This is a genomic window from Pseudomonas sp. 3B-A001-10F (genome assembly GCF_056313565.1).
Genome location: NZ_JBQYFW010000001.1, coordinates 1 through 19,494, shown reverse-complemented (window position 1 = coordinate 19,494; position 19,494 = coordinate 1). Strand labels below are relative to the sequence as shown.

20 protein-coding genes are annotated in these 19,494 nt (G+C 60.2%); 14 read left to right on the top strand and 6 right to left on the bottom strand.

The window, feature by feature from the left end; genetic code table 11:
• Window positions 1–318 (bottom strand): YceK/YidQ family lipoprotein, encoded by a 318-nt coding sequence (locus AC0ZWN_RS00100; protein WP_186624294.1) that lies wholly within the window; start codon window positions 316–318, stop codon window positions 1–3.
• A gap of 57 nt (window positions 319–375) precedes the next feature.
• Complete coding sequence (locus AC0ZWN_RS00095) at window positions 376–813, bottom strand: Lrp/AsnC family transcriptional regulator (protein WP_095126569.1); 438 nt, start codon at window positions 811–813, stop codon at window positions 376–378.
• A 136-nt stretch (window positions 814–949) separates the two neighbouring features.
• Between AC0ZWN_RS00095 and AC0ZWN_RS00090 the strand changes: the two genes are divergently transcribed.
• Window positions 950–1,843: a DMT family transporter gene (locus tag AC0ZWN_RS00090; RefSeq protein ID WP_476333518.1), complete on the top strand. Its 894-nt coding sequence runs from the start codon at window positions 950–952 to the stop codon at window positions 1,841–1,843.
• Window positions 1,844–1,846: 3 nt separating this feature from the next.
• On the opposite strand, the gene AC0ZWN_RS00085 is transcribed toward AC0ZWN_RS00090, so the two are convergent.
• The 4 genes from AC0ZWN_RS00085 to AC0ZWN_RS00070 all read right to left on the bottom strand — a co-directional run bounded on the left by AC0ZWN_RS00085 (window position 1,847) and on the right by AC0ZWN_RS00070 (window position 6,020).
• Window positions 1,847–2,887 carry an FUSC family protein gene (locus tag AC0ZWN_RS00085; RefSeq protein WP_476333517.1) on the bottom strand — a complete coding sequence of 347 codons (1,041 nt, stop codon included), beginning with the start codon at window positions 2,885–2,887 and terminating at the stop codon, window positions 1,847–1,849.
• Window positions 2,888–2,948: 61 nt separating this feature from the next.
• Complete coding sequence (locus AC0ZWN_RS00080; protein ID WP_093433070.1) at window positions 2,949–3,908, bottom strand: HlyD family secretion protein; 960 nt, start codon at window positions 3,906–3,908, stop codon at window positions 2,949–2,951.
• Between the two features lie 5 nt (window positions 3,909–3,913).
• Window positions 3,914–4,264 (bottom strand): DUF3302 domain-containing protein, encoded by a 351-nt coding sequence (locus AC0ZWN_RS00075; protein WP_093433068.1) that lies wholly within the window; start codon window positions 4,262–4,264, stop codon window positions 3,914–3,916.
• 130 nt (window positions 4,265–4,394) lie between these two features.
• Window positions 4,395–6,020, bottom strand: coding sequence for an NADP-dependent glyceraldehyde-3-phosphate dehydrogenase (locus AC0ZWN_RS00070; RefSeq protein WP_007915458.1), 1,626 nt, complete (start codon window positions 6,018–6,020; stop codon window positions 4,395–4,397).
• A gap of 349 nt (window positions 6,021–6,369) precedes the next feature.
• On the opposite strand from AC0ZWN_RS00070, the gene AC0ZWN_RS00065 reads away from it, so the two are divergent.
• The 13 genes from AC0ZWN_RS00065 to AC0ZWN_RS00005 all read left to right on the top strand — a co-directional run bounded on the left by AC0ZWN_RS00065 (window position 6,370) and on the right by AC0ZWN_RS00005 (window position 19,433).
• Window positions 6,370–6,726: a c-type cytochrome gene (locus tag AC0ZWN_RS00065; RefSeq protein WP_257354878.1), complete on the top strand. Its 357-nt coding sequence runs from the start codon at window positions 6,370–6,372 to the stop codon at window positions 6,724–6,726.
• Window positions 6,727–6,802: 76 nt separating this feature from the next.
• A complete protein-coding gene (locus AC0ZWN_RS00060; protein WP_476333918.1) occupies window positions 6,803–8,131 on the top strand; it encodes a D-arabinono-1,4-lactone oxidase in 1,329 nt (442 codons plus the stop codon).
• Window positions 8,132–8,205: 74 nt separating this feature from the next.
• Window positions 8,206–9,414 carry a DSD1 family PLP-dependent enzyme gene (locus tag AC0ZWN_RS00055; RefSeq protein ID WP_476333917.1) on the top strand — a complete coding sequence of 403 codons (1,209 nt, stop codon included), beginning with the start codon at window positions 8,206–8,208 and terminating at the stop codon, window positions 9,412–9,414.
• 159 nt (window positions 9,415–9,573) lie between these two features.
• Complete coding sequence (locus AC0ZWN_RS00050) at window positions 9,574–10,005, top strand: hypothetical protein (protein ID WP_093433058.1); 432 nt, start codon at window positions 9,574–9,576, stop codon at window positions 10,003–10,005.
• A gap of 389 nt (window positions 10,006–10,394) precedes the next feature.
• Window positions 10,395–11,006, top strand: a complete 612-nt coding sequence (locus AC0ZWN_RS00045) for a transposase (protein WP_093433056.1) — start codon at window positions 10,395–10,397, stop codon at window positions 11,004–11,006.
• 56 nt (window positions 11,007–11,062) lie between these two features.
• Entirely contained in the window at window positions 11,063–12,661 is a 1,599-nt protein-coding gene (locus tag AC0ZWN_RS00040; RefSeq protein WP_476333516.1) for a ShlB/FhaC/HecB family hemolysin secretion/activation protein, read from the top strand.
• Window positions 12,662–12,675: 14 nt separating this feature from the next.
• Complete coding sequence (locus tag AC0ZWN_RS00035; RefSeq protein ID WP_476333515.1) at window positions 12,676–14,472, top strand: DUF2341 domain-containing protein; 1,797 nt, start codon at window positions 12,676–12,678, stop codon at window positions 14,470–14,472.
• Between the two features lie 11 nt (window positions 14,473–14,483).
• Window positions 14,484–14,909: an ExbD/TolR family protein gene (locus AC0ZWN_RS00030; protein WP_003201710.1), complete on the top strand. Its 426-nt coding sequence runs from the start codon at window positions 14,484–14,486 to the stop codon at window positions 14,907–14,909.
• Between the two features lie 3 nt (window positions 14,910–14,912).
• Window positions 14,913–15,617: an energy transducer TonB family protein gene (locus tag AC0ZWN_RS00025; RefSeq protein ID WP_007915486.1), complete on the top strand. Its 705-nt coding sequence runs from the start codon at window positions 14,913–14,915 to the stop codon at window positions 15,615–15,617.
• Between the two features lie 39 nt (window positions 15,618–15,656).
• A complete protein-coding gene (locus AC0ZWN_RS00020) occupies window positions 15,657–17,354 on the top strand; it encodes a putative porin (protein WP_476333513.1) in 1,698 nt (565 codons plus the stop codon).
• A gap of 17 nt (window positions 17,355–17,371) precedes the next feature.
• Window positions 17,372–18,001 (top strand): DNA repair protein, encoded by a 630-nt coding sequence (locus AC0ZWN_RS00015; RefSeq protein WP_476333511.1) that lies wholly within the window; start codon window positions 17,372–17,374, stop codon window positions 17,999–18,001.
• 17 nt (window positions 18,002–18,018) lie between these two features.
• The gene (locus AC0ZWN_RS00010; RefSeq protein WP_116254711.1) at window positions 18,019–18,489 is read left to right on the top strand and encodes a YbjN domain-containing protein; all 471 of its coding nucleotides are present in this window, start codon (window positions 18,019–18,021) and stop codon (window positions 18,487–18,489) included.
• Complete coding sequence (locus tag AC0ZWN_RS00005) at window positions 18,486–19,433, top strand: peptidylprolyl isomerase (protein WP_476333509.1); 948 nt, start codon at window positions 18,486–18,488, stop codon at window positions 19,431–19,433. Before AC0ZWN_RS00010 ends, AC0ZWN_RS00005 begins: the two co-directional genes overlap by 4 nt.
• Window positions 19,434–19,494 lie beyond the last annotated feature (61 nt).

Below are 19,494 nucleotides of genomic sequence, written 5' to 3'. Positions count from 1 at the left end.
TCAGTTGATCAGGATGCTGCCATCAGTCTGCTGTTTGTAAATGGTGTAAGGCAACAACAACGTGTCGAGCACCCCGGACGCCACAGCATCAATCGCCCAGCCGGGCAGGGCGGCGTTGTATTTGTTACCCTCGTCTATCGGCGCATGCAGACTGCAGAAGTCATACATCACGCCGCTGTAGATTCTCGGCACCGCCCCGCAATAGGATTTGTTCGATCTCAAATCGTCCACGGCGACCTGGTCGTCGCGCATGACCGTTTGCACTGTCCCGCAACCACTCAACACTAATGCGCTCAGCATCATTGCCTGAACTTTCATACCGCCAATCCTTCGCCGGAAAAACCTCAATCTACGCCGAACATGCGGAAAAAGCACTTAGGCCATCGGCGGCAATCGACGCTTGACCGGGGTTTTCTTGACGATTGCGGTGTTGGTTTCGGCCAAGGTATTGAGGCGGTCGAGCAGGGTGTCGAGCTGTTCCATCGAGCGCACATGCAGGCGAGCGATGAAGCAGTCCTCGCCGGTGACCTTGTCGCACTCGGTGAACTCGGGAATCGCCAGAATCTGCCGCTCCACCTCCTGCAGTTGTCCCGGCAGCGGCCGAACCCGGACGATCGCCTGCAACTGATAGCCGAAACACTTCGGATCGATCTCCACGGTGTAGCCCCTGAGCACACCGCGTTCCTCCAGTCGGCGCAAGCGTTCGGCCACACTCGGCGACGACAAGCCGCTGATCTGCGCCAGCGCCTTGAGCGAACGCCGCGAATCCTCCATCAATGCGCCAATGAGGATCTGATCAATGTCATCAGTCATAAAAACTCCAGTATTAGGCGATTGATGAAAACCACCCGCGATAAAAAAGGCAGATTACGAGTTTAGCCTGCTTTTTGCTCTGGAGCGCCGCCGGGGCGCCTTGGCATACTTTGTTCAATTGTTGAGGAGATTGATGATGGACAAGACCCTGCGGCGCGGCTCATTCGAAATGACTGCCGCCATGTTGATTTCCGGGACGATCGGCTGGTTTGTGCTGGTCTCCGGGCAACCGGTGCTCGACGTGGTGTTCTGGCGCTGCGTGTTCGGCGCTGGCACCTTGTTGTTGATCTGCGCGGTATTCGGCTTCCTGCGCCCGGGCATTCTGACCCGAACCACCTTCCTGCTTGCAGTGCTCAGCGGGATGGCGATTGTCGGTAACTGGGTGTTGTTGTTTGCCTCCTATTCAAGGGCTTCGATTGCCATCGGCACGGCGGTGTACAATGTGCAGCCGTTCATGCTGGTCGGTTTGGCGGCGCTGTTTCTTGGCGAGAAAATCACCTTGCAAAAGCTATTCTGGCTGGCGATTTCGTTCATGGGCATGTTGGCGATTGTCAGCGCCCATGGCACCCAGAGTGAAAGCGGCAATGACTATCTGATGGGCATTGCGCTGGCCTTGGGTGCGGCGTTTCTCTATGCGGTTGCCGCGTTGATCATCAAGCGCCTGACCGGCACGCCACCGCATTTGATCGCGTTGATTCAAGTCTGCACCGGGGGTCTGTTGCTGGCGCCATTTGCGCATTTCAGCGCATTGCCGCATGAGCCGAGTGCCTGGGCCAGCCTGGTCACATTGGGCATCGTCCACACCGGTCTGATGTATGTGTTGCTGTACGGCGCCATCCAGAAATTGCCGACCGCATTGACCGGTGCACTGTCGTTCATCTACCCGATCGCGGCGATCTTCGTCGATTGGTTTGCGTTCGGCCATCGTCTGGAAATCCTGCAATGGCTCGGCGTGGCCGCGATTCTGTTGGCCGCCGCCGGTATGCAACAAGGCTGGGGCCTGAAGTCCCGGCGGCTGGCTGCGCAGTAACCTTCAAATGTTCCAGCGCGGCGCGGTTTTCGCCAGGCGCTGGCGCATCTCGCCGATGTTCGCTGCCAGTTGCCGGGTCAACAGTCGATAGCCATCCAGCGTGCTGTAAACCGGCGCATCGAGGTTGGCTTCCGGCAACTCGAGCGGCTTGTCCAGGCGTTGCGAAGCGCCGGTTTTCAGCGCCCGGGCCATGCCGATCAGTTGCACGCGAATCTGCCGGTACTCGGCCTTCAGCGCTGATTGCAGATGCGCCATGGCTTCTGGGTCGTTGGCATCCGGTCGTGTGTTGCCAAGGATCTCCAGCGTGCTGATGCACATGCGCAGGTTGCGCTGGATCGCATCGAGTTCGGTCATGGAAATCTTCACTTCCTTGGACACCGAAGGCATCAGCGAGCGCAATTGCACCATCACCGCGCCGAGTCGCCCCATTAGCTTCAAATGCTCATCGGCGCTGACCGGCTGGCCGCCGATGATTCGCCCATACACCGTGGCGCAATCGCGCAGGGCATCGGCGAGGTTGTAGCGCCACGAGTACACCGCGTAGAGCGGCAGGGCGAACGAGAAGGCCAGCGCCAGCGCAATACCAATCAAGATATCGACCCCGCGCCACAAGCCATCGGTGATCGGGTTGTCGCCATGCCCGGCGACAATGAACACGGTGATCGCTGAGAGCAGGGCGGTATAACCCCCCTTGCCAATCGCGTGATAAGAGAAGAACCCACAGACCACCGCCATCGCAAAATACGTCAGCCACGGCATGCCGAGCCACGCCTGTTGCGCCACCAGCAGCAAACCGACACCGGCGCCGATCAAGGTGCCGGTGGCGCGCTCGGCGGCTTTTTTGCCGATGTTGCCGTGGTGCTGTAAACCGCCGATCACCACCAGCATGGTCACCGAGGCCCATTCACCGTGGGGCAGATTGATGCCGGTGGTCAGCAGGATTGTCGCCAGCAAGCCGAGGGCAACGCGCACCGCATGGATCAGCCGCGCGTGCCGGTAACGTCGATAAGGATCAAGCAACGGACGCAGGACACGGCGCAGCAAGGGCGGAAGTCGATGGGTGCTGTAAGTACTCAGTGCGGGCCTCTCGTGATTGGACTTCAGGTCAATGGAAAGGAAAAATGTAATTCATCCATGCTGCCATACGCAGGAGGATTTTGCGCATCGTGCCAATGTGATGGAAGTGTTGACTGTACAACGCGGCCTGCCCGTAAGCACCGCCCGGCATCAGCTTGCTGTACTGGGCGAAGGCCGGATCGGTGATTTCGATGATCACCGGCACACGCCCGGCCGGCGGCGAGCCGGTGTAGCCGATCAGGGTGCCGGAAGGTTGTACCTGACCTTCGGCAATCACCCCGATGACGTTTTTTACCCGGCCGGCGAACACCTTGCCGGGAATGCCGTCGAACGCGACTTCTGCTTCATCGCCGACGGTCAGGCGCAGCAGGCTGTTCTGGCGCATCCACGCGGCAAAGTATTGGCCCTCTTCTGGAATGAACACCATCGACGGGCGCAATGGCAACTTGCTCGCCATCATTCCCGGCCGTAGCGAAACATGGGTGACGAAGCCTTTGCTTGGCGCGCGAACGGTGGTGTTGTCCAGCTCGAACTGGGCGTTGTCGAGCTGCGCTTGCAGGTCGTCGGTGCGGGCGATGGCGGCGTCCAGTTCACGCTGGGTACCGAAATTGCGCCGGATCAATTCGGTGATGCGGTAGCGATCGCCTTTGGCTGCGATCAATTGCGCCTTGAGGGATTTCACCCGGTTGGCAAACGGCGTGGGGTCGATGCGAAACAGCACGTCGCCTTTTTCCAGCGGCTCGTTAACCTTCACCGGCACGTCGATCACCTGGCCGCTGACGATGGGGATGACCGGCACAGAAACGAAGTAAGTGCGCGCCACCTCAGAGTAGGGATGGTTGTAGTTCATGGTGAAAATCAAGGCGCCGATCATCAGGATGCCGCCCAGTACGGCGGTGGGCACCGTCCATTTGTTCAGCGGGATACGGAAGATCTTGAACACTGCGACGCAGATCGCGGCGTAAGTCAGGATAAGGAGCAGATCCATGGCGTTCAGGCCTCCCCGTTGTGGGGAGCAGTGGCATTCAGCGCTTCGAGTCGTTCGAGGCGTCCTTGCAGTTCGACCACCTGTTGCTCCAGGCGAACGACATGGTTTTGCACGGATTTACCGTCACCGAAGCCCCAGCCGCGATCTTCTCGATAGGCCATCGCCCAGATCCACAGGAAGGGCCAGAGCGCATGCAGGGTGAACAGACTGACCCAGCCAGTGGCATGGATCGCATCCTGATGCGGGTGGTTACGATGAACGGCAATCTCATAGGGGATGTCGTGCAACACGATGATCCCGTAAAACAGTACGAGCCCGGCAAACACCAAAACCCCTAGCGCAAAGTAATCCAGCATGGTCAAGCTCCCGGCATCCAGCACAGTGCTGGCATCAGTGTAGCCACTGATTTGCCGGGCGCTTGGCGACTTTGGGTCAGAAGCGGTTGCCGTCGCCTTTTTGCTTATTCACGATCCGCGTGACAGTTGATCAGAAGATGTAGTCGGTGGTCAGGAAGCTCGAATCACGGCCGCGAATGATCTCGCTGATCAGGTCCTTGTTGCTGTCCTGGAACTTGGTTGCCACCAGCGTACGGATCGAGAACACGCGCAACGCATCGTGCACCGAGAGCGTACCTTCGGCCGAATTCTTGCGGCCATTGAACGGGTAAGTGTCCGGGCCGCGCTGGCACTGCGCGTTGAGGTTGATCCGCCCGACCTGGTTGGCGAAGGTGTCAACCAGACGACCGACCGCCACCGGGTTGGTGCCGAAGATGCTCAACTGCTGACCGAAGTCCGACTCCAGCACGTAGTCGATCACGGTATCGAGATGGCGGTACGGCACAATCGGCACCACCGGGCCGAATTGCTCTTCCTGGTAGACGCGCATCTGCGGATTTACCGGGTACAGCACCGCCGGATAGAAGAACGATTCGCGGGATTCGCCACCATTGGGGTTGACCACTTCGGCGCCCTTGCTGCGCGCATCCGCCACTAGCCCGTGCAGATAATCGACCTTGCCCGACTCCGGCAGCGGCGTCAGCGACACGCCGCTGTCCCATGGCATCCCCGGTTTCAGCGTGGCCAGTTTGGCGTTGAATTTTTCGATGAAGCTATCGACCACATCCTCGTGCACGAAGAGGATTTTCAGCGCGGTGCAGCGCTGACCGTTGAACGACAGTGAACCGGTGACCGCTTCGCTGACGGCGTTGTCGAGATCGACTTCCGGCAAGACGATGCCGGGGTTCTTCGCATCCAGACCCAGCGCGGCGCGCAAACGGTGAGGTTTGGGGTGGAGTTTCTTCAGGTCGCTGGCGGCTTTGTTGGTGCCGATGAAGGCGAAGATGTCGATCTTGCCGCTGGCCATCAGTGCGCTGACGGTTTCGCGGCCACTGCCGTAAATCACGTTGATCACGCCGGTGGGAAAGCTGTCGCGGAAGGCTTCGAGCAGCGGACGGATCAGCAGCACGCCGAGCTTGGCCGGTTTGAACACCACGGTGTTGCCCATGATCAGCGCCGGAATCAGCGTGGTGAAGGTTTCGTTCAGCGGATAGTTGTAAGGGCCCATGCACAGGGCGACGCCGAGCGGTACGCGGCGGATCTGCCCGAGGGTGTCCTGTTCCAGCTCGAAACGGCTGGAACGGCGATCCAGTTCCTTGAGCGCATTAATGGTGTCGACGATGTAGTCGCAGGTGCGGTCGAACTCTTTTTCCGAGTCCTTGAGGTTCTTGCCGATTTCCCACATCAGCAGCTTCACCACCGCATCGCGCTGTTGGCGCATGCGGCCGAGGAAGGCTTCGACGTGCTGGATGCGTTCGGCCACGCGCATGGTCGGCCACAGGCCCTGGCCCCGGTCGTAGGCGCGCACGGCAGCGTCGAGGGCGGTGAGCGCGGTGTCGGCGTCGAGCAATGGCGTGCTGCCGAGGATGACCTGTTCGTCGCCGTTATCGCCCTTGAGATAAACCGGGCTGCGCACCGTGGCGAGCGGGCCGTCCCAGCGGCGCAACTGGCCGTCGACCAGGTATTCGCGTTGCTCGACCTGAGCGTCGAGGCGATATTTTTCCGGGATGTCGCTGACAGAAGGGAACAGGTTGCCAAGGATGTTTGCTGTGGTCATGTCGCTACCCCGTGTTGATGTCCGTATGCAGATCAAAAAGCCTTCACAGGTTATACGCCTGAATGCGCCGGAATTTAAACCTGCAAATGTCACCCGAATGTCACGCAAAGGCGCAGAGCAGAGCTGACAGGCTTGATGATCGTTCCCACGCTGCGGGTGGGAACGCAGCCCGGGACGCTCTGCGTCCCATTGGAACGCGGAGCGTCCCCTGAGGCATTCCCACGCAGAGCGTGGGAACGATCATCGGGGGGAGAGCTGGCCCCGTTTGCCCCCTTCGCTGTCCCGCAATGCCCTCAACCCGTTGCCGCCGCTGCCGTAAGGTGTGTTCACAACAATAAGCGAGGCCGTTATGCGGGCAATCCGACTCACTCTACTGCTGGCGTTGGCCGTGGCGCTGCCTGGTTGCGGCGAAGACTCCAAACCCCCGACCAGCGTCAATAGCAACGCCACGCCCAAAGACCCGGCACTGGCGCAGATCTACGCCAACAGCTGCCAACTCTGCCACGCCAATCCCGCCGCCAATGCGCCGCTAACCGGTGATCGCAAAGCCTGGGAGCCGCGCATCCAGCAAGGCACCGACACGCTGCTCGACCATGCCATCAACGGCTATAACGGCATGCCGCCGATGGGCCAGTGCGTCGAGTGCTCGGAAGAACAATTCCTGCAATTGATCGGCTTCATGGCCGACCAGCCGCTCCCACAATAAGGTGCCCGGCATGACGATGGATCTGACACGGCGTCAGTTGTTGCAACGGGCAAGTATCGTTGGCGCGTTCAGTGCGCTGGCGACGAACCCGGCATTGGGCCAGTTGCTGCGCGCGCCACGCTTGATTCCGTGGCGCAACTGGTCGGGCGGGCAGAGTTGTTTGCCGGCGGCACGCTTGGCGCCGAAGAATCTCGATGAGCTGGTGGCCGTGATCCAGCAGGTACAAGGCAAGATTCGCCCGGTCGGCTCGGCGCATTCCTTCAGCGCGCTGGTGCCCACCGACGGCACGCTGTTGTCGTTGAGCTATTTCAGCGGTCTGCTCGATCACGATGCGAAAACCCTGCAAGCCGAATTCGCCGCCGGCACCCCCATGTCGCGCATGGGCCAGCCACTGAAAGACATCGGCCAGGCCCTGCAGAACATGGCCGATATCGATTACCAGACCCTGGCCGGGGCCATTGCCACCTCCACCCACGGCACCGGCAAAAACTTCCAGTCCTACTCGGCCCACGTCTGCGGACTGCAATTGGTCACGGCCAATGGTGAGGTGCTCGACTGCGACAGCCAGCGCCACCCCGAAGTATTCAACGCCGCCCGCGTCTCCCTCGGTGCGCTCGGTGTCGCCACTAAAATCCGTCTGCAAAACCGCCAGGCATACCGCCTACGCGAACGCCAGTGGATCGCCAAGACCGAGGAACTGCTCGAAGACCTCGACAACAACACCCGTGAAAACCAGCACTGGGAAATGCTCGTCGTCACGCATTCCGACTACGCCTTGTCCATCGCCCTCAACGAAACCGACGACCCGGCGACGCCGCCGATCAGCCCGGAAGAAGAGGGCGGCAACGAGTTCGTCACCCTGATCGAGAAGATCGACAAATACGCCAGCGACTTCCCCGACCTGCGCCGCACGCTGCTCAACAGCCTGCGCCATCTGGCCCGTTTCGATGATCGCGTCGGCGACTCCTTCGACATCTACGCCAATGTGCGCACGGTGCGGTTCAACGAAATGGAGTATTCAGTGCCGGCCGAACATGGCCCTGCTTGCCTGCGCGAAATCCTCAAGCTGATTCAGGACAAGGACCTGCGCACCTGGTTTCCCATCGAGTACCGCTACGTCAAGGCTGACGACATTCCGCTGAGCATGTTCGAGGGCCGCGACAGCTGTTCGATCTCGGTACACCAGCATTACCAGATGGATCATCACAACTTCTTCGCCGCGGTCGAGCCGATCTTCTGGAAGTACAACGGCCGGCCGCATTGGGGCAAGTTGCACTCGCTCAACGCGAAGAACCTGCAACCGCTGTATCCGCGCTGGCGTGAATTTGTCGACGTGCGTCAGGCGCTGGATCCGAGTGGACGGTTTCTCAATGCGCATCTGGCGTCGATATTGGGGGTGAGCTGATGGCGGTCAATCGGCGCAATTTTCTGCTCGGCACGTTGGGTGTCGGTGCTTTGTTGGTCGGCGTTGGCGCGTGGCTGCGGCCGGGCGATCGCGGCGCGCCGTACAGCGAATACTTCCGGGCGCTGAACAAGGAATTGAAGGAAAAGGGGCCTATGCGCCCGGTGCTGCTGATCGATCTGGATCGCCTCGATCACAACATTGATGTGGTGATGCAGTCGATCAAACGCGGCGGCAAACACCTGCGGCTGGTGGAAAAGTCGCTGCCGTCACCGGGACTGTTGAGCTACATCGGGCGACGGGCCGGTACACGAAAGCTGATGTCGTTCCATCAGCCGTTTCTCAATCACGATGCGCAGGTTTTTCCACAGTCCGACATCCTGCTCGGCAAGCCATTGCCGGTGCGTTCGGCAGAGCTGTTCTACCAAACCCACAAAGGTCCGTTCGATCCCGCAAAGCAACTGCAATGGCTACTCGACGGGCCGGAGCGTTTGCAGCAATACCTTGCGCTGGCGCAGGGTTTGGGCACACGGATGCGCATCAACATCGAACTGGACGTCGGTCTGCATCGTGGCGGGGTCAGTGATGTGAATGTCCTTGGGCAGATGCTCACGCTGATTAGCGCTAACCCCCAGCATCTGGAGTTCGCCGGGTTCATGGGTTATGACCCGTTCGTAGGCATGGGCGTGCCGGGGATTCTCGGTTCACCGGAAGAATTGTTCGCCAAGGTCATGGTGATTTATCAGCGTTGTGTCGACTTCACACGGCAGCATTTTCCCGCGTTGTGGCACGACGGTTTGTGCCTGAACACTGCTGGCAGTCCGAGTTATCGCATTCACGAAAACGAGAAACTGAGTACCGAAGTTTCCGTGGGCACGGCGATGCTCAAACCGACGCACTACGATTTGCCGTCGCTGACCGAGCATGTGCCCGCGACTTACATCGCCACGCCAGTCTTGAAAAGCACAGGCGCGGTGAATATTCCGGCACTGGATGACAAGTCGAAATTGTTTTCGTGGTGGGACCAAAATCAGCGCCAGACCTATTTCATCTACGGCGGTAACTGGATGGCCGAGTTCGAATCGCCAGCCGGTTTGCAGAGTAATGGGGTGTACGGCCGCAGCTCGAATCAGGAAATGGTCAATGGCTCGAATGCCGTGGGATTGGTTGTGGAAGATCAAGTCTTCCTGCGTCCGACGCAGACTGAAGCAGTGCTGTTGCAGTTTGGGGATTTGTTAGCCGTGCGGGGTGGAAAGATCGTTGAAGTGTGGCCAGTTTACGCCTGATCCCAATTTTTTTGAGTTTGTCTACTGTCAAGTCTGACAGTAGACATCTTTTCCGCGATGGATGTACTTATGGTAGGTGACACAGTCTATGCAGCATGCATTGAAAGTTCAGGCTGTGCCGCTCTTTCAATAGACAAATAGCCTATCAGGATGACAAAAATGAAGACGGACACTGAAGTGGTCGTAGCCAATGCAATTGGCCTGTTTGAAGTGGAAACCGACCAGCTCGGAAGCATGCGGGCAGATATTGTTACCCTTGACGACACAACCTACGGTTTCAGCGTATTTGGACGTCAGGGTGTGGGCGGAAATATGGAGCCAAAAAAACAATTGCTATTAACGTTTCCCAAAAGAGAGTCGTTTCTAATATATGACGCGAAGGATCTGTTGGATGTGAAGTATATCGACTACAGCGATTCGTACCATTACGAATATGGTGTTGAGTCTGGTTCATTTGCTGTCTCGTATACAGAGTCACCCAAGACAGCCACTGGGTTGTTCAGTATGGATATGAAGTTGAAAGGCTCTCCGGTTCCACCAGGACCGGAGAGGCTGAAAGTAAAAGGATTCTTTCATTTGAAGAACGACTAGCCATACTTGAATGGGGGACTGAATTACCGTGTGGCGCCTGCGCGATATTTCGTTAAGTCACCTATTCGATATGTGCTGGCCCCTGACTCGAGTCCATCCCGGGCCGACTTAAAGCCAAATACAAATAAAACGGTAAACCTGTGGGAGCGAGCTTGCTCGCGAAGGCGTCCTGTCAGTCACCTTCTAATTGACTGGCACACCGCTTTCGCGAGCAAGCTCGCTCCCACAGGGTTTTGTGTTGTCTGTTAAATCCCTATCAATCCTGTAATGAAGCTTTTATGACAAAAGTTCGGTAGCACATCGCCAGTCCGGTCATGCCTATGTAACGCGCTTGAGGGGCCCAACGGGGCGCTTTTCACAAGCCGAGGCGGGACGCCGGGAGTGAGGCAATGGGGACTATGGAACGCTACTCGAAAGTGGGCATGCAGGAACTCGATCAACGCCTGTCGAAGATCGTCGAGGCCGCGCGCAAGAAGCCGGTTTCGGTGTATCGCTACGGCGCGCCGTGGGTCTGGATCGTCTCGCAGGATGACTGGCAGGGCGCCTTGAAAGAGGTCTCCAGCTACATTCCGCCGGGCCATTCGCTGGTGTTGCTGCGCCCGCAGATCGACGACTTGTTCGACGCCCACCGCGAACTCCTGCACGACCTCAATGCCGAGCCGGGCATGTTGATACCCGCGCAAACGGTGATGCACATCCTGCTTCTGCAGCTGCTGTATTCGGTGCCCAGCGAACAGCAACTGTATGAACAGCTCAATTACAACCTGCTGTTCCGCTGGTTCGTTGGCCTGGGCCTGAACCAGAAAGTCTGGAGCTTCAACGCCCTCAGTCGCGACATCGCCACGTTGCTCAACGAGCCGCGCGCGGTGCTGCTCATTCAAAAAATCATCGGCGAAGTGTTCTGCGGCGCCTTGCTGCAAATGCCCGAGTTCTCGTTGAACTTCGCGCTTTTGCACACGTGGCTGGGCAAACACGCCTGCGCCTCGACAGCCAGCAATTGACGCCATACACGCGGCGTTCGAAACGCCAACAGGTCATCGCGAATTCAGGGGGTAGTGTGGAACCGATTTTCAAGTCACGGCTGGCGCTGTGGGGCTGGCTGCTGGTGACGGCGGGCGCGCAGCCGGCATTGGCCGAAGAGGCTGCCGAAAGCGCGGCAGCGCAGCGTCTGGTCGACGTCAACGAGTACTTTGTGCGCGGCAACACCGTACTCGACGCACGCGCGATTGAAGAGGCGGTGTACCCGTTTCTCGGCCCGCAAAAAGCCCTCACGGATATCGAAGGTGCTCGGGACGCATTGCAGAAGGCTTATCAGGAGCGCGGTTATCAATCGGTGTTCGTCGAGTTGCCGGAACAAGCCGTCGCCGACGGCATCGTCTACCTGCAAGTCAGCGAAACCAAGGTCGGCCGGGTACGTGTGGTCGGCGCCAAACACTATTCGCCGCTCGATATCCGCGACGACGTGCCGGCGTTGAAGGAGGGCGAGGTACCGGACTTCGCCAAGGTCCAGGGCGAACTGGCGCAGCTCAACAAGACGCCGGGTCGCCAGGTGATGCCGCTGGTGCGCGAAGGCCAGCGCCCCGGCACCATGGACGTCGATTTGCAGGTTGAAGACCAGAACCCGTGGACCGCCAGCGTCGGCCTCAACAACGACTACAGCGCCGACACCGAAAAGCTGCGCACCTTCACCAGCCTCGGTTACAACAACCTCTGGCAACTCGGCCACAGCATCAACCTGACTTACTTCACCGCGCCGCAGGACACTGACAACGCCAAGGTCTGGTCGGGTTCGTATACCGCGCCGCTGACGGATCGCTGGAGCGTGCAGTTCTCCGGTTACCAGTCCGACAGCAACGTCGCCACCATCGGCGGCAGCAACGTGTTGGGCAAGGGCCATTCCTATGGCGTCTCGGCGATTTACACGTTGCCATCGAGCGGCAACTGGTCGAACTCGCTGTCGGCCGGCATCGACTTCAAGGACTTCGACGAACGCCTGACCCTGTCCGGTGAGAGCGACAAAGTCCCGCTGCAATACGCCCCGTTCACCTTCGCCTACAACGGCTATCGCTACACCGAGAAGAGCCAGCTCGGCCTCGGTCTGAGCCTGGTAGCCGCCACTCGTAGCATTTTCGGCTACGGCAGTTCCGACGAAGATTTCGACTACAAGCGCTACCGCGCCAAGCCGAGTTTCGCCGTGCTCAAGGGCGACACGAACTACACCTGGACCTTCGACAGCGACTGGCAGAGCGCGAGCAAAGCCGCTTTCCAGTTGGCCTCGGGGCCACTGGTTTCCAACGAACAATTCTCCGCCGGCGGCGCGACTTCGGTGCGCGGCTATCTGGCCGCCGAGCGTACCGGCGATGACGGCTTACTGCTCAGCCAGGAACTGCGCACGCCATCGCTGGCCAAGTACGCCGGCACGTGGATGCAGGACTGGCGCTTCTACGCCTTTGCCGAAGGCGCGCAACTGTACCTGCGCGACGAACTGCCGGACCAGGACGCCAATTACGCCCTGGCCAGTGTCGGCCTCGGCACTCGCGCCAGTCTGAGCAAATGGCTGTCCGGCAGCCTCGACTGGGGCTATCCGCTACTCGAAGGGCCGAACACCTCGAAGCAGGAATCGCGCCTGCACTTCAACCTTCAAGCCACTTTCTGACAAGGAGCACGTTCATGCAGCGCCTCTTCCTTTCGTTGTTGATCTGCCTGGGCTTCGTGCTCCCGGCCACGGCTCAGGCCTGGTGGCAGGACGACTGGCACTACCGCAAACAGATCGCCGTCGACACCACGCCGCAAGGTGCGGCGATCAATCAGGCCCTCGGCCGCACCGCGTTACTGGTGCGCCTGCACACCGGCAACTTCACCTTCGATGGGGTGAAAGAGGACGGCGCGGACCTGCGCTTTGTCGCCGCCGATGACAAAACCGTGCTCAACCACCAGATCGAAAGTTTTGATGCGCTGATGGGCATGGCGCTGATCTGGGTCGATGTGCCGAATGTCGAGGGCGCTCAGCGCCAGGACATCTGGATGTATTACGGCAATCAGAAGGCGCCGGCCACCGGCAACGGCCAGTTGACCTTCGACCCTAATTACACCGCGCTCTATCACTTTGACGGCGCCACTGGCACCCCGGCCAAAGACACCACCGCCTACGGTAATACCGCGCAAAGCGCGACCGGCGCGGCGATTGACGGCGTCGTCGGGCGCGCCTTGCAGTTCAGCGGTCAGCCGCTGTTGCTGCCGGCCAGTCCATCGCTGCAGCACAACGCTGGCAGTGCGTTCACCTTCAGTGCCTGGCTGCGTCTGGATCAGGCCAATGGCGAGCAACTGATTCTCGCCCGTCGCGAAGGCGCCAACAGCTTGCTGATCGGTGCGAACCAAGGCGTGCCGTTTGTGGAGATCGATGGCCAACGCGCCGTCGCTACGCAAGCGCTGAATCCGGGGCAATGGCAGCACGTTGCGCTGACTGCTGAAGGTTCCAAAGTGACCCTGTTCATCAATGGTCGCGAAGCCGCCACGCTTGCCCAGGCGATGCCGGCCTTCAATTCGGTCATGGCCATCGGCGCTGACGTGCACGAAGGCCCGTTCCAGCCGTTCGTGGGCGCCATCGACGAATTGCGCCTGTCGAAAGTGTCACGTCCGGCAGCACTGCTGCTGGCCGATGCCAGCTCGCAAGGCGCCGAGTCGAAACTGGTCGCTTACGGTGTCGACGAAGAACAGTCCGGTTTCGGTTTCGGCAGCCTCGGCTTCCTGCTCAACGCCGTGCCAATCGATGCCTGGGTGATCATCGCCGTGCTGGTGCTGATGATGTTCCAGTCGTGGATCATCATGCTGCGCAAGAACCGTAGCCTCAGCCGTGTCACTGCCGCCAACGAAGACTTCCGCGTGCAGTTCGCCAAGGTCGGCACGCGTCTGGAGATGTTCGCCGACGACGCGCAACTCGCCCAGCGTTTGCAGCACTCGTCGCTGTGGCGTCTGTATCTGGTAGCGGTGAAAGAGATCCGCACCCGTCGCGAGCAGGGCGCCGATACCTCGTCGGTGTCAGCGGCCACCATCGAAGCGATCCGCTGCTCCATGGACGGCGTACGTACCCGGGAAAACCAGCAACTGAGCTCGAAACTCTCGACCCTGTCCAACGCCATCGCCGGCGGCCCGTACATCGGCCTGCTCGGCACCGTGCTGGGGATCATGGTGGTGTTCCTCGGCACCGCGATGGCCGGCGACGTCAACATCAACGCCATCGCTCCCGGTATGGCTGCTGCTTTGCTCGCCACCGCCATGGGCCTGTTCGTCGCGATCCCGGCGTTGTTTGGCTACAACCGCCTGATCACCCGCAACAAGGAAGTCAGCGCCGACATGCGCGTGTTCGTCGACGAGTTCATCACCCGTCTGGCGGAGATGCACGGCGAGAGCCAGTTCAGTGAAGCGTCGCATCGCGGCCATCACGCCAACCACTCCGTACCGGCCTGAGGAGCACTGACATGGCGTCTGTAAATGCCTCCCACGACGATGATGACGATGCCGCGGTGGACAGCATCAACATCACGCCCCTGGTCGACGTGCTGATGGTGGTGCTGGTGATGTTCATCCTCACCGCCACCGCGCAGGTTTCCGGGATCCAGATCAACCTGCCCAAGGCCAGCGCCTCCGTGTCGCTGTCCGAGGCCAAGACCAAGGCGATCTCGGTTAACGACGGCGGCCAGGTGTTCCTCGACGCCTATCCGGTGACATTGGCCGAGCTGGAAGAGCGCTTGCGCATCGAGAAGGCGCAGAGCCCGGATTTCCCGGTGATCGTGCGCGGCGATGCGACCGTGCAATACCAGAAAGTCATCGAAGTGCTGGATCTGTTGCGCCGGCTCGAACTGTCCCAGGTCGGTCTCGTCACCGGCAAACCGAGTCAGGGCTGAGTCATGACCGCACAACTCCCGATTGAGCCGCTGCCGGTAAAAAAGCCAGCGCTGCGTTATGCGAAGTGGGGCGCCGGCTTGCTCATCGGCGCGCTCGCTGCGTGGTTCCTCTGGCAGTGGGCCAACGACATGAGTGGCATCCGCCGCGAAGCGCCGAAGGTGCCGACGATCATTCCGTTGCCACCACCGCCACCTCCGCCGCCGGAAAAACCGCCGGAACCGGAAACCCCGGTGGAAGAGAAAGTCGTCGAGCCCGAGCCAACGCCCGAGCCAGAAGAGGTCAAGCCCGAGGAAGAAGCACCGCCATCACCGGCGGACGATCTGGCCAACCCAATGCAAATGGACGGCGATGCTCAAAGCGGCAACGACGCCTTCAACATCGGCGCGGGCAAGGGCGGCGGCATGGCCGGGACCGGCGGCGGGCGTCTGGGCACGGGGACGTACAGCCAGTTTCTGGCGTTCACCTTCCAGCGTTTGCTCCGTGAGAACCCTGAGCTGCGCAACCTCGCGTTCTCGCTGCAGGCCGATGTCTGGCTGAGCAGCGTTGGCGAGATCACCCGGGTCGAGCTGATCAAGTCCAGCGGCAATCCCGAAATCGATACCCAGGTGCTGGCGGCGCTGCGCGGTGCCCCGGCGCTGAGCGAACGGCCACCGGCCTCCATCACGTTGCCTGTGCGCCTGTCCCTGCAAGGGCGGCGTCCGGGCTAATTCACTTATTTACGCTTTGCCAAAAGGAGTTGTGTGCAGATGATTTCCAATGTGAATCGATTGTCCCTGGCGGTCGGCATGGTCATTGCGACCCTGGTCGGTCAGGCCGTGGCAGCGCCTGCGCCCTCGGAGAACGCCACGATCAATCTGATCCGCTTGCTGGTCGAGCAGGGCATTCTGAAACAGGACAAGGCTGATGCGCTGATCGCTCAGGCGCAGAACGAAGCGGCCCAGGCCAAACAGGCCGCCGCATCCACCGCAGTCGCGGCCGGGCCGGTCGCTGCGCCGGGTGACGTGCGTGTGCAATACGTGCCGGCAGCGGTGCGCGACCAGATCCGCGACCAGGTCAAAGCCGAAGTCATGGCCACCGCCAAACAGGAAAACTGGGCCGCGCCCAACAGCTTCCCGGAATGGGCAGCGCGCATCAGTTTCGACGGCGACATTCGCCTGCGTGATGAATCGCGCTACTACTCGGACAGCAACAGCAACGAGATCGTCGACTTCGCCAAGCTCAACAACAACGGCCCGTACGACGTTAACCCGAACAGCAGCACCAATCTGCCGCCGCTGCTCAACACCCGCGAAGACCGCACCAACCAGTTCCGCATCCGCGCACGGCTGGGCATGAAAGCCGAGATCTCGCCGCAATGGACTGCCGGCATTCGCATCGGCACCGGCTCGGACAACAACCCGGTATCGACCACGCAAAGCCTTGGCGGCGGCTTCGCCAAAAAGGACATCTGGCTCGATCAGGGTTACCTGAACTGGAAGCCTACGGATGAGTTGACCCTGACCGGCGGGCGCTTCGCCAATCCGTTCATGTCCACTGACATGCTCTATTCCAACGACTTGAATTTCGACGGCGTCGCGGCGATTTTCGACCACAAGCTCAACCGCGATTGGGGCGTGTTCGGCACCGTCGGTGCGTTCCCGGTGGACTACACCAACGACACCGCCAGCAGCAACGGCTTCGACAAGGAAGAGAGCGACAACAAGTGGCTGTACGGCGCGCAGATCGGCGCCAAGTGGGCAATCAACAGCAACAACCGTTTGAAAGGCGCACTGGCTTACTACCGCTTCGACGACATTCAAGGCCAGCGTTCCAGCCCTTGCGAACCGTGGGCCGGCGCGCCAGGTTGCGACAGCGATGGCAGCCGCGCAGCGTTCATGCAGAAGGGCAACAGCGTGTTCCTGTTGCGTGACATCACGCCGAACCCGCTCAACCCGACCACCACGCCGCAGCCGCAGTTTGTTGGCCTCGCTTCCGAATTCAATCTGCTGGACCTGAACGTGGTGTGGGACGCCGACCTGCCAGAAGATTTCAAACTGCGCAGCCAGGGCAACTACATCCACAACCTCGCGTACGACGAGGGCGACATGCGCAAGCGTTCGGCCGGGCAGATCGTCAACAACCTCGACAGCAACGGCGAAATCGAAAGCGGCGCCAATGCGTGGATGGTGCAGTTCACCCTCGGCAGTGCGCTGGACCTGAAAAAGCAGGGCGACTGGAACATGTTCGCCGGTTACAAGTACATCCAGCCTGACGCCTTGCCGGATGGCTTCAACGACTCGTCGTTCCACCTCGGCGGCACCAACGCCAAGGGTTATTTCATCGGCGGCAACTATGGTCTGGCGAAGAACGTTTACGCGACCGGTCGCTGGATGAGTACCGAAGCGGTGTACGGCGCGCCGTTCGACATCGACGTCTTGCAGCTTGAGATCAACACGCGCTTCTAAGGCGCCGGGAGAGGGTTATGAAAACGCGATTTGTGTTGCTCGGGCTCGGGCTGTTGATTGCCACCGGGGTGAATGCCGAAGGCATGGAAGAGCGCCTGCGCACGCAATTGCGCAGCACCACGCAACAGTTGCAGGCCCTGCAAAGTCAGCAGGCCCAGGCCAGCGCCGCGCAACTGGCGGCGCAAAACGAAGCCAAGGCTGCGCAGGCGCAAATCAAGCAATTGAGCGCTGAACTGGCCAAGGCCAAAGGCGTCGCTGAGCAACTGGTCGGGCAGCAACAGAGCCTGCACAGCCAGGCGCAGGCACAAGTGGCGGCCAGCGCCGAGCAGACCGGCAAGTTCAAAAAGGCCTATGACGAGTTGCTGGTGCTGGCCCGTGCCAAAGAAGCAGAACGGTCTAAGCTTCAAGCGCAATTGGCTGAACGTGACACACAAGTGCAGCAATGTTCAGTCAAGAATCAGCAGATGTACGGCGTCGCCAAGCAGATCCTCACTGCCTACGAAAACATCGACGTGGCCGAGGTGATGAAGATCCGCCAGCCCTTCGCGGGCAGTGCCCGGGTCAAGTTCGATGAACTGGCTCAGGGGTTTGGCGACGACCTCTACAAGACTCAATTCGACGCGCCGCAAGCCGCGCTCACGCACTGACAAACAAGGAAGAAACAATGACTCAATTGATCAGCCACGTATCGCCAAAATCCCTGACCGAAGTCCTGCAAGCTGCAGGTTATCGCGTCAACGAAACCGAGCAGAACGGCATCGTCCAGTTGCTCAGCGCTAGCCAGGGCATTGGTTACGCCGTGCGTTTTGGTAATCCGGCGGTGGAGCAGGGCAGCTACGTCGATTTCACTTTCAGCTGTGCGCTGCGGGTGCAGGGTGAGTTGCCACAGGGTGTGGCCGAGCAGTGGAACGCGAGCCGTCGTTTTGCGCGGTTGTCGTTGCAGGGCGAGTTTCTGGTGATGGAAATGGATGTGGTGGTGGCGGCGGGCGTGAGCAACGATCACCTGCGCGGCAACCTGGAATTGTGGGATCGCCTGTTGCAGGAATTTATCGTTTATCTGCGTGATTTCACTCAGGCAGCGCAAGCATCCACTTCTAAAGCGGCTGTCGCCGAGCAAGAGGAAGTCGCGCTGTGAAGAAGCCAGCCATGGTGATCAGCGCTGCGGCAGTGGCGCTGCTGGTGGTGGCCGTGGCGCTGGTGGTGCGGCCGGGCAGTGACCCGGTCGCCGCCCAGCAATCGTCGTCCGTAGCGGCGGTTGCAACGGGGCCGGCGGTGGCGCGGTTGGGTAATCAGCAGGTAACCCCTGCAGAACTTCAGGCGTTGCTGGCTACAGTTCCGCCGGAAACCCGCGAACAATTGCGCGGCAATCGTGAGGCGCTGGAACGCTGGATTCGCACGCGTCTGGCCGAGAAAGCGGTGCTCGAGCAGGCCGATGCGCAGGGCTGGGCGCAGCGTCCCGAGGTTGCGCGGCAGACTCGGGCAGCGACTGAGCAGATCGTGTTCCGTGATTACTTGCGTTCGGTCAGCCAGGTGCCGGCAGACTACCCGAGTGCGGCTGAGTTGCAGCAGGCTTATGACGCGGGCAAAGCCAATTGGCAGACGCCTGCGTTGTATCGGGTCAGCCAGATTTTCCTTGGGGTGAATGATCCGCAAGGTCTTGAGGCTGTGCGCAAGCAGGCCACTGAGCTGAGCAAGAAAGCGCAGGCGACACCGGCGGAATTTGCTGCACTGGCGACACAATATTCGCAGGATCGCGTCTCCGCTGAACGCGGCGGCGATACGGGCCTGCAACCGTTGCAGCAACTGGTGCCGGAAGTGCGTGGTGCAGTGGCGCGGCTCAAGGTTGGCGCGGTTTCTGATCCCGTCCAAAGCGCCGCCGGGTTCCACGTGATCAAACTCACCGAGCAACAACCGGCGCGTCTGGCGACCCTCGACGAACTGCGCGATCAACTGACCCAGGCCCTGCGTGCGCAACGCCAGGAACAAATCGCCCAAGCCTACCTGGACGGCATGCTCAATACCGCGACGCTGAGCATCGACGGCGCTGAACTCAACAAAGTCCTGGAGGAAAAACACTGATTTCACCTTCACCACTAACCCCCTGTAGGAGTGAGCCTGCTCGCGATAGCGGTGTGTCAGG

Coding starts and splice junctions, on each gene's coding strand:
- AC0ZWN_RS00100 (WP_186624294.1), bottom strand. CDS start 318: ATGAAAGTTCAGGCAATGATGCTGAGCGCATTAGTGTTGAGTGGTTGC.
- AC0ZWN_RS00090 (WP_476333518.1), top strand. CDS start 950: ATGGACAAGACCCTGCGGCGCGGCTCATTCGAAATGACTGCCGCCATG.
- AC0ZWN_RS00045 (WP_093433056.1), top strand. CDS start 10,395: ATGGGGACTATGGAACGCTACTCGAAAGTGGGCATGCAGGAACTCGAT.
- AC0ZWN_RS00070 (WP_007915458.1), bottom strand. CDS start 6,020: ATGACCACAGCAAACATCCTTGGCAACCTGTTCCCTTCTGTCAGCGAC.
- AC0ZWN_RS00065 (WP_257354878.1), top strand. CDS start 6,370: ATGCGGGCAATCCGACTCACTCTACTGCTGGCGTTGGCCGTGGCGCTG.
- AC0ZWN_RS00075 (WP_093433068.1), bottom strand. CDS start 4,264: ATGCTGGATTACTTTGCGCTAGGGGTTTTGGTGTTTGCCGGGCTCGTA.
- AC0ZWN_RS00010 (WP_116254711.1), top strand. CDS start 18,019: ATGACTCAATTGATCAGCCACGTATCGCCAAAATCCCTGACCGAAGTC.
- AC0ZWN_RS00030 (WP_003201710.1), top strand. CDS start 14,484: ATGGCGTCTGTAAATGCCTCCCACGACGATGATGACGATGCCGCGGTG.
- AC0ZWN_RS00080 (WP_093433070.1), bottom strand. CDS start 3,908: ATGGATCTGCTCCTTATCCTGACTTACGCCGCGATCTGCGTCGCAGTG.
- AC0ZWN_RS00050 (WP_093433058.1), top strand. CDS start 9,574: ATGAAGACGGACACTGAAGTGGTCGTAGCCAATGCAATTGGCCTGTTT.
- AC0ZWN_RS00020 (WP_476333513.1), top strand. CDS start 15,657: ATGATTTCCAATGTGAATCGATTGTCCCTGGCGGTCGGCATGGTCATT.
- AC0ZWN_RS00095 (WP_095126569.1), bottom strand. CDS start 813: ATGACTGATGACATTGATCAGATCCTCATTGGCGCATTGATGGAGGAT.
- AC0ZWN_RS00025 (WP_007915486.1), top strand. CDS start 14,913: ATGACCGCACAACTCCCGATTGAGCCGCTGCCGGTAAAAAAGCCAGCG.
- AC0ZWN_RS00015 (WP_476333511.1), top strand. CDS start 17,372: ATGAAAACGCGATTTGTGTTGCTCGGGCTCGGGCTGTTGATTGCCACC.
- AC0ZWN_RS00035 (WP_476333515.1), top strand. CDS start 12,676: ATGCAGCGCCTCTTCCTTTCGTTGTTGATCTGCCTGGGCTTCGTGCTC.